Origin of the sequence: Paraburkholderia gardini (assembly GCF_907164575.1) — a bacterium.
Taxonomy (GTDB): domain Bacteria; phylum Pseudomonadota; class Gammaproteobacteria; order Burkholderiales; family Burkholderiaceae; genus Paraburkholderia; species Paraburkholderia gardini.
On sequence record NZ_CAJQYY010000030.1, the window covers coordinates 1 to 13776 of the forward strand.

Annotated in this window: 14 protein-coding genes and 1 pseudogene; 8 read left to right on the forward strand and 7 right to left on the reverse strand. The window is 61.5% G+C overall.

What is annotated here, in order from left to right; translation table 11 throughout:
- The 3 genes and pseudogenes from LPA34_RS22150 to ppnP form a co-directional block, all read left to right on the forward strand.
- Nucleotides 1-161, forward strand: a pseudogene (locus LPA34_RS22150) (porin); the annotation flags it as partial.
- A 162-nt stretch (nt 162-323) separates the two neighbouring features.
- Nucleotides 324-1028, forward strand: coding sequence for a hypothetical protein (locus tag LPA34_RS22155; RefSeq protein ID WP_228982269.1), 705 nt, complete (start codon nt 324-326; stop codon nt 1026-1028).
- 156 nt (nt 1029-1184) lie between these two features.
- A complete protein-coding gene (gene ppnP, locus LPA34_RS22160; protein WP_228982271.1) occupies nt 1185-1505 on the forward strand; it encodes a pyrimidine/purine nucleoside phosphorylase in 321 nt (106 codons plus the stop codon).
- 89 nt (nt 1506-1594) lie between these two features.
- Here the strand turns inward: ppnP and LPA34_RS22165 are convergent, their stop codons facing one another.
- On the reverse strand, nt 1595-2647 hold the full coding sequence (locus LPA34_RS22165; protein WP_228982273.1) for an alpha/beta fold hydrolase: 1053 nt from the start codon (nt 2645-2647) through the stop codon (nt 1595-1597).
- Between the two features lie 393 nt (nt 2648-3040).
- Between LPA34_RS22165 and LPA34_RS22170 the strand changes: the two genes are divergently transcribed.
- Genes LPA34_RS22170 through LPA34_RS22180 form a run of 3 tightly spaced genes read left to right on the forward strand, consistent with a single transcriptional unit; the run spans nt 3041 to nt 4675 of the window.
- Nucleotides 3041-3574 (forward strand): DUF4142 domain-containing protein, encoded by a 534-nt coding sequence (locus tag LPA34_RS22170; RefSeq protein WP_228982274.1) that lies wholly within the window; start codon nt 3041-3043, stop codon nt 3572-3574.
- 22 nt (nt 3575-3596) lie between these two features.
- Entirely contained in the window at nt 3597-3944 is a 348-nt protein-coding gene (locus LPA34_RS22175) for a cupredoxin domain-containing protein (protein ID WP_228982402.1), read from the forward strand.
- Between the two features lie 20 nt (nt 3945-3964).
- Entirely contained in the window at nt 3965-4675 is a 711-nt protein-coding gene (locus LPA34_RS22180) for an RNA polymerase sigma factor (RefSeq protein ID WP_228982276.1), read from the forward strand.
- A 126-nt stretch (nt 4676-4801) separates the two neighbouring features.
- Here the strand turns inward: LPA34_RS22180 and LPA34_RS22185 are convergent, their stop codons facing one another.
- The gene (locus LPA34_RS22185; protein WP_228982278.1) at nt 4802-5833 is read right to left on the reverse strand and encodes a saccharopine dehydrogenase family protein; all 1032 of its coding nucleotides are present in this window, start codon (nt 5831-5833) and stop codon (nt 4802-4804) included.
- Between the two features lie 178 nt (nt 5834-6011).
- On the opposite strand from LPA34_RS22185, the gene LPA34_RS22190 reads away from it, so the two are divergent.
- The gene (locus LPA34_RS22190) at nt 6012-6620 is read left to right on the forward strand and encodes a TetR/AcrR family transcriptional regulator (RefSeq protein ID WP_228982284.1); all 609 of its coding nucleotides are present in this window, start codon (nt 6012-6014) and stop codon (nt 6618-6620) included.
- A gap of 122 nt (nt 6621-6742) precedes the next feature.
- Here the strand turns inward: LPA34_RS22190 and LPA34_RS22195 are convergent, their stop codons facing one another.
- From LPA34_RS22195 to LPA34_RS22205, 3 genes are all read right to left on the reverse strand, one after another.
- A complete protein-coding gene (locus tag LPA34_RS22195; protein WP_228982286.1) occupies nt 6743-7402 on the reverse strand; it encodes a glutathione S-transferase family protein in 660 nt (219 codons plus the stop codon).
- A 146-nt stretch (nt 7403-7548) separates the two neighbouring features.
- Nucleotides 7549-8619: an MBL fold metallo-hydrolase gene (locus LPA34_RS22200; protein ID WP_228982403.1), complete on the reverse strand. Its 1071-nt coding sequence runs from the start codon at nt 8617-8619 to the stop codon at nt 7549-7551.
- Between the two features lie 183 nt (nt 8620-8802).
- Nucleotides 8803-9711, reverse strand: coding sequence for a LysR substrate-binding domain-containing protein (locus tag LPA34_RS22205; RefSeq protein WP_228982289.1), 909 nt, complete (start codon nt 9709-9711; stop codon nt 8803-8805).
- A 110-nt stretch (nt 9712-9821) separates the two neighbouring features.
- Here LPA34_RS22205 and metE point away from each other — a divergent pair, with 110 nt between their 5' ends.
- A complete protein-coding gene (gene metE / locus LPA34_RS22210; protein ID WP_228982291.1) occupies nt 9822-12113 on the forward strand; it encodes a 5-methyltetrahydropteroyltriglutamate--homocysteine S-methyltransferase in 2292 nt (763 codons plus the stop codon).
- Nucleotides 12114-12321: 208 nt separating this feature from the next.
- On the opposite strand, the gene LPA34_RS22215 is transcribed toward metE, so the two are convergent.
- On the reverse strand, nt 12322-13356 hold the full coding sequence (locus tag LPA34_RS22215) for a sugar ABC transporter substrate-binding protein (RefSeq protein WP_228982293.1): 1035 nt from the start codon (nt 13354-13356) through the stop codon (nt 12322-12324).
- Between the two features lie 93 nt (nt 13357-13449).
- On the reverse strand, nt 13450-13773 hold the full coding sequence (locus LPA34_RS22220) for a non-heme iron oxygenase ferredoxin subunit (RefSeq protein WP_228982295.1): 324 nt from the start codon (nt 13771-13773) through the stop codon (nt 13450-13452).
- Nucleotides 13774-13776 lie beyond the last annotated feature (3 nt).

Sequence of the window (13776 nt, forward strand, 5' to 3'; positions counted from 1 at the left end):
ACGTGTACGTGCTCGGCATCTACCAGCAGGCGTCGGGTCACAACGCGGCAACCGGCGACGTGCAGGCACAGATCGGTTCGAGCACGAGTTTCTTTGGCCCATCAGGCACGGGCGCCGACGATCAGGCGGCATTCCGCGTCGGTATACGCCACCGCTTCTGACCCGCATATCGCCTGCGGCGCATGCGGAAAGGCGTTGGATAACGCCTTAACCTTGCATGACGCTCAGGCGGTGTCCGCCTGGGGTCGGGTCGCGCCGAAGCGCTTCGCTGGAATCGTTACAATGATGCAGATGAGCCCCCTCAACTGCATCGAGTGCCAGACATGCTGACCACCTGGTTCTGGAGTGGCGACGTCATCCGCGGTCGACGCGTGAGCGACGTCGTGCTGTCAGGCACGGTCGACGTGCCTGTGCCCCCTGCTCGTCTGCTTGCGGACTGGCAAAGGGAGATATCGTCGCGCATGGTCCTGGAACCCGGTGACGTCGAGGTCATGCCCCTGGCGCGTGCGCGGGTGCGCTGGCCGGACTACACACGCTGCGTGCAGGCCGTGTCTGACTGGACACGCGCGTCTGGACTGCCTTCGGTGCTGGCCTCCAGTGACGTCGGCCTCATGGCCTGCCGCGGTGCGAGATACCACCATGACGCCGCGCAATATGGCGGTGCGGCCTTTTGCAATCTCTTCCTGAGCGAAGACAGAGGGCTGGACCTGCATTTTCCCTCTTTGGGTCACCGCATTCCTCTGACCCGGGGAACGGCTGTGATATTCGATACTGGCCAGCCTCATGGCGTCATCCGGCGCGGTAGCAGCGGATTTAATGTCGACGACTTCGTGCCGGACCAGGACTGGATCCAGATATTCCTGACCTGGGAGCTGCCCATCGAAGATCCCGATGTTGGACATGCGCTGAAGGTTGCCTTCGACATCGCCCCTTCGACCTCATTGCAACCGGATGCAGAGCAGGTCTTGCTGAACGGCGAACAGGCCACTGTGTGCCCGGATTCTGGTCGTTGGTGCCGGGTCGACTGATCGTCTGGCGTCGCGACGGCAACGTCGTGCACACCGTCGGGCGTCTGTATGATGGCGAGCTTGCGCCCGTCCGAAAACCCGCGCTGATCGCGCACCGCCCGCTGCCGCGACGCGGCGTCAACGCATCCATTCACGATGACCCAGAGGAAGACCGCCATGACGGCCACAACGCAATTCGATCAGGTTTCCATTATCAAACGAGCCAACGTCTACTTCGATGGCAAGTGTGTCTCGCACACCGTGCTCTTTAGCGACGGCACGCGCAAGACGCTCGGCGTGATCCTGCCCGGCACGCTCAACTTCGGCACCGACGCGCCGGAACTCATGGAGGTGCAGGCCGGCCAGTGCCGCATCCGCCTCGATGGCAGTGACGAGTGGAAGACGTATGGCGCGGGCGAGTCCTTCTCCGTGCCCGGCAAGAGTCGTTTCGATATCGATGTGATCGAAACGCTCGACTACGTCTGCAGTTATCTGTAAAGACGGACCGGCGCATGGTGTCCGACGCCGCATGCGCATGCATGCGGCGGCACGGGCACGCTCCGCCTGTGCCGGACGCCTGCGCTCGATCAGTAAGCCGCTACCTCGATGACTGCGTCAGCAAACGCCTGTGGCGCTTCCTGGGGCAGGTTATGGCCGATGTCGCCGGTGATTACCCGGTGCGCGTATTTGCCGGAAAATCTGTTCGCGTAGGACGCCGCTTCCGGATGCGGTGCACCGTTGGCATCCCCTTCGAGCGTGATCGTGGGGACTGTGATGAACGGGCTGCTGGCCAGCCGCTTTTCCAGCGCGTCGTATTGCGGCTCGCCCGCGACGAGCCCCAGGCGCCAGCGATAATTACTGATCACGATGTCCACATGATCCGGATTGTCGAACGACACGGCACTGCGTTCGAACGTTGCATCGTCGAACGCCCATTTCGGTGAAGCGGTCTGCCAGACAAGCCGGGCAAACTCGCGCCGATTCTTTTCGTAGCCTGCGCGGCCGCGTTCGGTAGCGAAGTAATACTGATACCACCACGCGTACTCGGCCTTTGGCGGCAGCGGCATTCTATTGGCTTCCTGACTGCCGATCAGATATCCGCTCACGGCAACGAGCGCCTTGCAGCGCTGCGGCCAGAGCGCCGCGACAATGCAGGCCGTGCGGCCGCCCCAGTCGTAGCCGGCAAGAATCGCCCTGTCGATTTTCAGCGCGTCCATGAGCGCGATGACGTCGGCGCCGAGCGCTGCCTGCTGGCCGTTGCGTAACGTCGCGTCCGAAATGATGCGCGTCGTGCCATAACCGCGCAAATGCGGGACGATTACCCTGTAGCCTGACGCCGCCAGCAAGGGGGCGACATCGACGTAACTGTGGATGTCGTAAGGCCAGCCGTGCAGAAGGATCACCGCCGGACCATTGGCGGGACCCACCTCCACGTACCCAACGTTCAGCACGCCTGCATCGATCTGCTTCGGCGCATCGAATGACGTGTTCGCGCCCGGTTTTATCTTTTTCAATCCTGCTTGCTTTGACTGGCTGCCCTGCGCATGCGCGGAACCGGTCATGCCGAACTGGGCGGCAGCAACGGACGCAGCTGCAATACCAAACAGACGCCGGCGGTTCTGGTTGATTTCTTCGGACATGTTTGTTTCTCCTGTTGAGAGTTGGTCTGCACGCAAAGATTCGATTCCGCGAAAACCTCCTCGCATCCTGATCACGATTAGCGTGATTAACCGATGACCGGTTCCGCGACGACGCGAACGCTTTAGCAGTTCACCGGTGTGTGACCCGCTTGTTGCAACCCGGTTTATAGCCCAGACCTCGACGAGGTTTGTGTCGCAATGTATCTACCGGTCACGCCGATACACAACGTTTCCATTCGTCCGTTTTTTAATCCGACCGGGTGCCCATCCGGGTTCCAGCCACGGTTGGGAACAGGGCTTCCCGACGTGACATCCAAGTCCATGGAACAGGTAGAAGCGGATCTGGCCCGCGTGGGCCAGCCAGACACATAACCATTGCACGGGAGAAACCTCATGAAGTTGAATAACGTTGCCCTGTTCGGGGCACTGGCTCTTGTCAGCGTCTCCGGCTGGGCGCAGAGCGCGGGCCCAACCGATCCCCAGATCGCGGCCATCGTGGTGACCGCGAATCAGGTCGATATCGACGCGGGCAAGCTCGCGGAGTCGAAAACAGGATCGAAGGACGTCAAGGCGTTCGCGCAGCGAATGGTCACCGACCACAGTGGCGTCAATCAGGCCGCCACCGATCTCGTGCACAAGCTGGGCGTGACACCGGAGGCCAACCCGACAAGTCAAAGCCTGAAGCAAGGCGGCGATGCAAACCTTGCCAGTCTGAAAACGCTTAAGGGTGGAGGTTTTGACCGCGCGTATGTCGATCATGAAGTGATCTATCACGAGAACGTGCTGGCCGCGCTCGACAAGACCTTGATCCCGGGGGCCCAGAACGAAGAGCTGAAGGCGCTGCTCGTAAAGGTGCGGCCGGCGTTTGTTGCACATCTCGAACACGCCAGGCATCTTCAGGCAGAACTGGAGAAGAGCGGTGGATGATCGCCGGGGCAGCGGTGCCGGAATGCGCCGGGGCAAGGTGCGCAGGAGCGTTTTCGTGCTGGCCGGCGTTCAGGTGGCGCTCCTCGGCGCGGCACTGCATGCCAGCGCCGCCGCGGCGCCCGAAACGTACTTTGTCGTGATCGAGCAGATGCAGTTCAATCCGCCCGCGTTGAAGGTACATCGCGGGAGTCGCGTGGTGTGGGTCAACAAGGACCTGTTTCCTCACACGGCGAGCGCAAGCTCGAAGGCGTTCGACTCGGGCAATATCGCGCCGAACGCCTCCTGGAGCTACATCGCCCGCCGGCCGGGAAGCTATCCTTATCTGTGCAACCTGCACCCCACCATGCATGGCACACTCACCGTCGGGTAACGCGGTTTGGCGAAAACTTCATGACGAACAACGCTGGAACATATCCGCTGCCCCTCGCGGATGACGATCAGTCGATCGTCCGTCGCATTGTCGCGGGGGACCGATCTGCATTCGAACTGCTGATGCGCAGGCACAACCGGCGCCTGTATCGTCTGGCGCGCGGCACGCTGCATAACGACGCGGAGGCGGAAGATGCGTTGCAGGAAGCGTATATGTCGGCTTACCGGTCGATCGGCAAGTTCCGCGGCGACTCGGCGCTTTTCACCTGGTTGTCCCGGCTGGTACTCAATGAATGTTTTGGCCGCCTGCGCCGGGAGGCGCGGCGTCAAAACGTGATTCCGATGGTGGATTTGAGCACTCATCAAGATGCAGTTGACGCAATGACCGCACACGATTCCGATTCTCCAGACCACGCGGTAGCACGTGCCGAAATGCGTGCGTTACTCGAACGCAAGCTGGACGCACTGCCGGATGCCTTCCGGGTCGTCTTCGTGCTGCGTTCAATCGAGGAAATGAGTGTCGAGGAAACCGCGCAGTGTCTCGACATCCCGGAGGCAACGGTGCGCAGCCGGCATTTCCGCGCGAAGAGCCTCCTGCGTGAATCACTGGCGCGGGAAATCGATCTCGCCGAGCGCGACCTGTTCGAGTTTGGCGGATCTCAATGCGACCGGGTGGTCACCAGCGTGCTGTTGCGGATAGCGGATGAGTACGGCCCGGGCGACAGCCAGTAGCCGGTTCGACTCGCTACCGTTCAATTAATAGCGTGGCTGCCTGGGTCTGGATCTCAAGGAGACGCGGTGAACCATGCAACCGCGTATCGGAGCCGTAGTCGAGGCTCCTGAAGACAGATCCGGACTTCACGGCATCTCCAGTGACAGATGCTGCTGACCGAGCGATTCCAGAAAGTCACGTGCGTCAAAGGCCTCGCCTGCGGTGATGACGCCCGTTCCGTGAACCAGCCCACTGACGACACGCGTAGCCGCTTCGACCACGAGCGGTGCGCTGATCGCGTAGATGTCCTGCCCGCTTGCCGCCGCGCGGCGTTCGTTGTCTCCCGAACGCACGACCACCTCGACCAGAAAGGTCTGCGCGGAGCGTCCGCTTCCGTCGACCGCGGCCGGCAGCGACGGGTTCGGGTCCGACAGATCCTTGACTGCCCCGGCCGTCATGTACGAGCGGATCTCGGGCGTCCTCAGATGGCGCGAAATCGTCACCGTGTCCGCCATCGTGAATTCTCCGACGACCGGCTGCCTTCCGAGCGGTGCAGGGAACGTCCATTCGGCCAGCGGTGCGGCGTCCGTGCGGAATGCCATCTGCCCTTTTGTAAAAACGATGCGTCGCCCGTCTCTGCGCTGCCTCGAAACCTGACCGGTAACCCGTGTGCCGTGTGTCGGCCGCCAGCTGCTGAGCCCATAAGCAATGCAGATTTCGTCAGCGGCTACCCAGTCGCCCATCGCCGCCGTGGCGAGGAGATCGCCCAGGCCGCCAAAGAACGCCATCGCAGGCACAATCACGATGCCCGCATCGCGCGCCCGGTCGGCGTATTGCTCGAACGTATCCAGATTGGCCTCGATCTCCGCCGCGACGTCCAGATAAGGAATCCGCGCACGCAGCGCGGCTTCGATCACGGGCGCAGAGGTTCTGGCGAATGGGCCCGCGCAATTGATGACCGCGGCCGCACCCGCAAGCGCGCGGTCGAGCGAATCCGGGTCATCTGTCGACGCGGGTCGAATGTCCAGCTCGGGATAAGCTGCTCCGAAGGCATTCAGCTTGCTGGCATCGCGTCCAGACATGACCGGTCTCCAGCCACGCCTGACCAGCTCAGACACCACGAAGCGGCCGGTATGGCCGTAGGCGCCGAAGACGGCGACGGTTCGGTTTAATGTCATCGCAAAACTCCAGTTGTCATGGTTTTTCTTCGAACTGCGGGACAGCGGCTTCCCTATTTCGAAACGCTACAGACCTGTATGTTTTTCGAAGAATAGAGTACAGATCTGTAGCGTGTCAAGACAGATCTGGTACAGTAACCGGCAAGCCGGAACATGACGTCTCTCAGGAGGACTTGCCATGAGCAGAGGCACACTCGCCACAGCAAAAGAAGCCGGAACCGCCAGTTCCACCAGCGTTCGGGAACGCATACTCGATACAGCAGCCGATCTGTTCTACCAGGAAGGTGTCAGAGCCGTCGGCGTCGATCTCGTCGTCGAGCGGTCAGGGGTTGCGAAGACCAGTCTTTACCGGCACTTCACGACCAAGGACGAGCTCGTTGCAGCGGTGCTCGAGCGGGATGACACGAATTATTGGGTCGCCTGGGACAAGACTGCGACGCGCCACCGGAACGCCCCCAGAGATGAGCTCAAAGCTCATCTTCAGTGGATCGCTCGCGACATCGCCACGCCGAAATACCGCGGCTGTCCATTTCTCAACGTGGCAACGGAGTTTCCGGCGCCGGATCATCCCGCGCGGGTGGTGGCCCTCAGACACAAGGCCGAATTGCGCCGCCGTCTCGGTGCGCTGGTGCGGCAAATCGGCATTGCCAGGCCCGATAGTCTCGCCAGCCAGATCGCACTTCTTGTCGACGGCGCCTACGTCTACGGACAGCTTGCAAAAGGGGCGGCGCAGCCGCTCCTGCCCGCGGCGCTCGCCCTGATCTCGGCCGCGGACAATCCCGGCTGACGCGAGGCATACCGCCGCGCCTTCGCGCCGGTATGCCCGATACGCGTCGACAGTCGAAGCCGTGACAGATGCCGAAGTTGAATGGCACACCGGGCCGTTGAAAGCGGTTCCCACCGCACCGGTCAGTCGCGATCAGGAGCGCCCAGCGGAAAGAGCTTGCGGTACGGCCGCGCTTCATCCACTGCCCGCGCAAACGATGGCCGCTCCAGCAGCCGTCGACGATAGGCCGTCACGTTGGGATGAGCATTGCCGATGGGATGTGTCCAGTCTGCATAGAACAGGAAGGGCGCGGCACCGCAATCGGCAAGACTGAAATGCTCGCCGGCTGCCCATTCGCGGTGCGACATCACCTTGTCGAGCCAGGTATAAGCCGTATCGAGCATGTTCCGTGCTTCCAGCACGCCGTAGGGATCACGGGCATCTTCGGGTCGAAGCGAATCAGCCACGATCTTTTGCTGGGGCGTCGAGACATAGTTGTCGAAGAAGCGGTCCATCGTTCGCACCTCAAGTGCGGCACGCGGGTCCCCGGGAATCAGGCACACTGGGCCAGGCGCGTACAGGCCCACGTATTCGATGATGCAACTCGCCTCGATGACGGTGCGTTCGCCATCCACGAGCACCGGAAAGCGCTTCATGGACCAGCGTTCAGCCAGTTCGCGAAACGCCGGGCTGTCCGGACCGGCGAGTATGTGCGATTCGAACGGGACGGCATTTTCGTACAGCGCGACCAGTGCCTTCTGGCAACAGGACGAAAACGGGTGGTAGTAGAGTTTCAGCGTCATGAAGCGTCTCCCAGGATAGAGATAGACGGCCGCATTCAGCGGGCCTCTTACTCCTCGACGAATGAAACCACTGGAAATCGACACGACGCTGAATACATCGACCGGCCGCCCAACTTCCGCCGGTGCCATACATGCACCGCAAACCGTCAGACGCTGCCCGACGCCACCGGCAGCGCCTCCGTCTTCCAGCGCAACATGCCGCCGGCAAGGTTCGCCACCTTGCCAAAACCCGACCGCGACAACAACACGCTGGCCTGGGCCGAGCGCACTCCCGAGCGGCACACCGCCACCACTGGCCGTTCGCGGTCCAGTTCATCGAGCCGGTCCATCAACTGCGACAGCGGTATCAACCGCGCACCGGACAGATGGCCCAGACGATCGATGAATTCCGGCGCTTCACGCACATCCACGATCTGTAGCGTGGACGCATACTCGAGCAGCGTCATGGGCTCGATCTCCCATACTCCGCTGAAGCGCAGCGTCAGTGGCGCCCACGCCGGCGTCTCCGCCGGTAGCGCGTCGCGATCCGGCTCGCCGCAGCGCAGGTTGGCGGGCACCGCCACGGCCATCAGCTTCGGATGAGGCAAATTCAGATTGTTCATATGGCCGATGAAGTCGCCGACGTCCACGTCGCCGCCCAGGCGCGGGTTGAAGCGCCGCTCCTCGACCACGCTGGTGACAGTAATGCCGCGATAGTCGTGCGCGGGATAAAGCAGGCAGTCGTCGGGCAGCGTCAGGATCTGCTCGCGCACCGAGGCGAACAGCTGCTGCGGACTCCCCTGCTGGAAATCGGTCCGGCCACAGCCGCGAATCAACAGGCTGTCACCGGTGAAGGCCATCTGCTGGTCGTCCAGAACATAGGTCAGGCAGCCATTGGTATGGCCGGGTGTAGCACGCACGGTCAGGTAGCGGCTTCCGAAATCAATGCGATCGCCGTGGCGCAGCGGCTGATTCACCCCCATGGCGCCAGCTGCCCCGGCGAGCGCGATACGGCTGCCGCAGCGCTGGCTCAAACGCCAGGCGCCCGTCACGTGGTCGGCGTGCACGTGGGTGTCGAGCGTCGCCCGCAGCCGCAGGCCCAACTCCTGCAGCAACGCCAGATCGCGCGGCACCTGCTCGTAGACAGGATCGATCAGTAGCGCCTCGCCGTTATCGCTGTCGCCCAGCAGGTACGTATAGGTGGACGAGGTGGCATCGAAAAGCTGGCGGAAGATCAGCATGGCAGGCTCTGGAAGAAAGGGAGGCGATGCGCAAGCAGGGCGTGATGGTCCCGAAGCCGGAGAAGGACTGCTCAGCTTCTTCGTTACTGACTGCCGCAGTCGGTAAAACCGGGTCTATTGGGCAGCGTACAGTTCCGCAGAGGCTTTGTCAGGTTTTTGCATCGCAACGAACGACGCCGGTCAGGAGCGTAATCGTGTGCCGCTCCAGTCCGATTCGCGAGCGAGCGCGACGAAAGCCGCCAGATAATCGATGGTCTCATCCGACTCCCGGGTGCCCAGAAATATCTGCTTGGAGATGCCCTTCCTGCCGAGCCGCAGCGGCATGAGCGGCATCGAGTCCGCATACTCTTCCGCCAGCCAGCGCGGTAACGCGGCGACGCCGCGCCCGCTCGCGACCATCTGCAACATGATGTCGGTGGTCTCGATGACCTTGTGTTTTTTCGGCACGACGTTGGCCGGCGTCAGGAACTGGTTGTAGATGTCCAGCCTGTCTGTTTCGACGGGATAGGTGATCAGCACTTCGGCTCCAAGCTGCTCGGGCGTGACGTAAGGCACGTGCGCCAGCGCATGACCCTCGGCGACAACGAGCACCTGTTCATAGTCGAATACCGGCTCGAAGCGCAGTCCTGGCTTCTTCAACGGATCAGGCGTGACCAGCACGTCGATGTCATAGCCAAACAGCGCACCGATTCCGCCGAACTGAAACCGCTGCTTCACGTCGACATCAACGTCCGGCCAACGCGCCAGATACGGCGATACGACCTTGAGCAGCCACTGGTAACACGGGTGGCACTCCATGCCGATGCGCAACGTGCCACGCTCGCCGTTCGCGTACTGCTTCACGCGCGCCTCGGCAAGCTCGAACTGGGGCAGCATCCGGTTCGCGAGGCCAAGAAGGTATTGACCTGCCTGCGTGAGACGCATCGATCGCCCTTCGCGCGTCCAGACCGGCGTGCCCAGCTGCTGCTCCAGCTTCTTGACGGTATGGCTCAACGCCGACTGTGTGAGGTGCAGCACCTCGGCCGCCGCCGTCAGTGAGCCCTGGCGCTCCACTTCCCTGACAACCATCAGGTGACTGCGTTCGAGCATTGCGACTCCATGAAGTAGATTAATCGATGTATGAAATTAATCCATTTTTATTCATACTTCGAAAATTCTATCATCGCTTCCAGGTTATTTCCTCTGGACGGCGTACAAAAATGGTCACGACACACAACCTCGGCTTTCCGCGCATCGGCGCAAAACGCGAACTGAAGTTCGCACTCGAAACGTACTGGAAGGGTCAATCGTCACGCGATGAACTGAAGGCGACCGGCAAGCAACTTCGCGCACGCCACTGGGAGAATCAGGCAAAGCTGGATTTCGCTCCGGTCGGCGACTTTGCGTTTTACGACCAGGTGCTCGACATGAGCTTCACGCTCGGCAACCTGCCGGAGCGGGTGCGCGGTTTCCACGGCGACAGGCTCGACAACTATTTCCGCGTGGCGCGCGGCCGTTCGGCCCACGGCGCGGAAGACCACAGCGCCTGTTGCGGCGGCGTGGCCGCTGGCGAGATGACGAAGTGGTTCGATACGAACTACCACTACATCGTCCCCGAGTTCGATGCGGCAACGAACTTCTCGCTCGACCCCTCGCGCCTCATCGAACAGCTCGCGGAAGCCAGCGCAGCCGGCGTGAAGGCCAAGCCCGTCATCATCGGGCCGGTGTCGTACCTGTGGCTTGGCAAGGCGAAAGACGATTCCGACAAGCTCGCGCTGCTGCCGCGCATCCTTCCCGTGTATGCAGCGTTGCTCGACTACTTCACGGCGCAAGGCATCGAGTGGGTGCAGATCGACGAGCCAGTGCTCGTCACCGAGCTCGATGCGAAGTGGCGCGAAGCGTTTGTCACCGCATACGACGCGCTGTCGGCGCGCCGGGTGCGGCTGCTGCTTGCGACCTACTTCGGCCAGTTGAAGGACAACCTCGAAGTTGCATGCCAGCTTCCCGTCGACGGCCTGCATATCGATGCGATCAATGCGCGCGATGAAGTCGCCCTGGTCGCGGCGCAACTACCGGATTCGGCGGTATTGTCCGTTGGTGCGATCAACGGCCGGAACATCTGGAAGACCGACCTGAACGCGGCGCTGGAGTGGCTCGAACCGCTGCATCAGACACTGGGCGACCGGCTGTGGATTGCGCCGTCGTGCTCGCTGCTGCATACGCCGGTCGATCTGAACAGCGAGCAGAAGCTTGATGCCGGGATCAAATCGTGGCTCGCATTCGCGCTGCAAAAACTCGATGAACTGACTGTGCTGGCTGGTGCACTGAACAACGGGCGTGCGTCGGTTGCCGGTGCGCTCGCTGCGAACGCTGCTGCAATTGAAAGCCGTCGTTCGTCGCCGCGTGTACATAACCCGGCGGTCAAGGCGGCAATCGCACGCATCGATGCCGCGCTCGGCAAGCGTGCGAGCGGGTATCCGCAGCGCGCCGAAAAGCAGGCAGCGATCCTCAATCTGCCGGCTTTCCCGACGACCACGATCGGCTCGTTCCCGCAGACGGGAGAAATCCGCCACGCGCGCAGCCAGTTCAAGGCAGGTGAACTCGATGCGGCTGGATACAAGGCCGCGATGGAGCGCGAAATCACCCGCAGCGTGAAAGAACAGGAAGCGCTGGGTCTCGACGTGCTCGTGCATGGCGAAGCGGAACGCAACGACATGGTCGAATACTTCGGCGAGCAGCTTGACGGCTACGCGTTCAGCCAGTTCGGCTGGGTGCAGTCGTACGGCTCGCGCTGCGTGAAGCCGCCCATTCTGTTCGGCGACATCAGCCGTCCGAAGGCAATGACCGTCGAGTGGATCAAATACGCACAATCGCAGACGGCCAAGCCGATGAAGGGCATGCTGACCGGACCGGTCACGATCCTGAACTGGTCGTTCGTGCGCGACGACCAGCCGCGCTCGACCTCGTGCTACCAGCTGGCGCTGGCCATCCGCGAGGAAGTGCTCGACCTTGAAAAGGCCGGTGTGCGCGTGATCCAGATCGACGAAGCCGCGCTCCGCGAAGGACTGCCGCTGCGCAAGTCACAGTGGAACGAATACCTGCAGTGGGCCGTGGAATCGTTCCGTATCACCGCAAACGGTGTGAAGGACGAAACGCAGATTCACACGCATATGTGCTATTCGGAGTTCAACGACATCATCGCGTCGATCGCGGATATGGACGCGGACGTCATCACAATCGAAACGTCACGCTCGGACATGGAACTGCTCGATGCGTTCGATCACTTCAACTACCCGAACGAAATCGGCCCCGGCGTGTACGACATCCATTCGCCGAACATCCCGAGCCTGGATCATATTGTTCAGTTGATGAAGAAGGCGGCGGAACGCATTCCCGCGGAACGCCTGTGGGTGAATCCGGATTGCGGCCTGAAGACGCGTGCATGGGAAGAAGTGATTCCGGCGCTCACGAACATGGTGGCTGCCGCGAAAACCCTGCGTCAGGCTGTCTGATGTCACTTGCTACATGGGTTGCTGGCGCCGTTCGGTACTAACGGTAACGACGCCCCAGCGGACAAGGAATCAGTCAATGTATACGGCCACCGGAAGGTGGCCGTCCGCTATCTGGCGGTTCTCGCGTTCCGCGTGGCTGGCCGCATGCTCAACAGGAAACAGGCGCCGACACAGCCGTTCTCGCGGAGTGCACGATCCTCATGCGATATCAGCGGTACGTGCCCGCCAGCGCCGACACCTGCCCGATGTTCTGCTGCGTGATGAAGCCGGGCCCAGAACTGATATTGCGCGCCTCATACACAGGCTTGAGACCGTAGTCCTGCAGACGCTTCATGAACTTCGGGTTCTTCTGCAGTTCCGCACGTGCCTGCAGCACATCCGTGTTGCGATTCCTGTGCATGATCGCCAGCATCGCGATGGGAATATAGCCTTGCAGATACGGTTGCTGGTCGGTGCAGAACCTGATCGTGCCGTCCTTGATCGCCTTCGCCACATCGGAATCGATGTCGAACGTCGCGAACCAGATCTTGCCGGCAAGGCCCATTTTGGTGACCGCGCGGATCGTCGGATCAGCAGAAGTCGGGCCGAGCGTCAGCACGGCCTGAGTATCCGGATGCGTGCGCAGAAATGCGCTTACCTTCGCTTCGATGCCCGTCGGGTCCGTGCCCGAATCGAGTACCGACGTCTTCATATCCGCACCGATGGCGTCCGCGAAACCACGACAACGCTGGAACGACAACGGGTTCGTTGCGTAGTGGTTCACACATAGAAACGTCTTGATGCCGTCGGCCTTCGCGCGCAGTCCGGCCTCCTTGCCTGCCAGATATTCCGGCTGCCCGACGTGCAGCAACGCACCCAGGTCGGCGCTCTGCTGCTCCGTACCTGTATTCGCAGTGATGAACGGGATGTTCTTCGCCTTGAGCTTCGGAAACACGCTCTTTAGCAGATCGTAGTCGGCGATCGTCGAAACGACGCCGTCATAGTTGCGCGCCGCCGCCTGATTGACCAGCTGCACCATGTCCGCGATATCGCCGTTCGGCGGATTGCGGTAATCGGTCTCCACATTGAAATCCGTGTCGGCCTGCTTGATGCCGTTCTTGACCGTGTTCCACCAGGCGTCCGAATCCGGCGCATGCGAGATGAAATCGAAACGGGCGACAGGCGCGGCGAATGCGCTGGCGCACAGTCCGAGACCCAATACTACGGCAGCCAGGCGAAACGCCCGGTGGATTGATGGTTTCATGATTGTCTCCTTTATGATTGGCTTGCCGATGTCGCGCACCGGCCCATCCCGCCTTGCCTTTGTGAGGTGAACCACATCACAAAGGACGCGGCGTCACTCGTCGGCGAGGCCGATATAGACCTTGCCGTCTTCGATCCTGACGGGGTGCGTGACGAGGTTCACGCAAACGGGCGCGCCTTTCGCCGCACCGGTGGGAATATGAAAGCGCCCCATGTGCATCGGACATTCGATCACCTCGCCGAACACGAGACCTTCGGTGAGCCGTGCGGTCTCATGCGTGCAGAGACCCGCCGATGCGTAAAAACCGCTCGGTGTGTGATAGATCGCGTACAGCTTGCCGTCGTGCTCGAAATCGACGACGTCTTCTTCGTCGATGTCATCGCATGCGCAAACGTGATGCCATTGAAGAATGTTCATGAT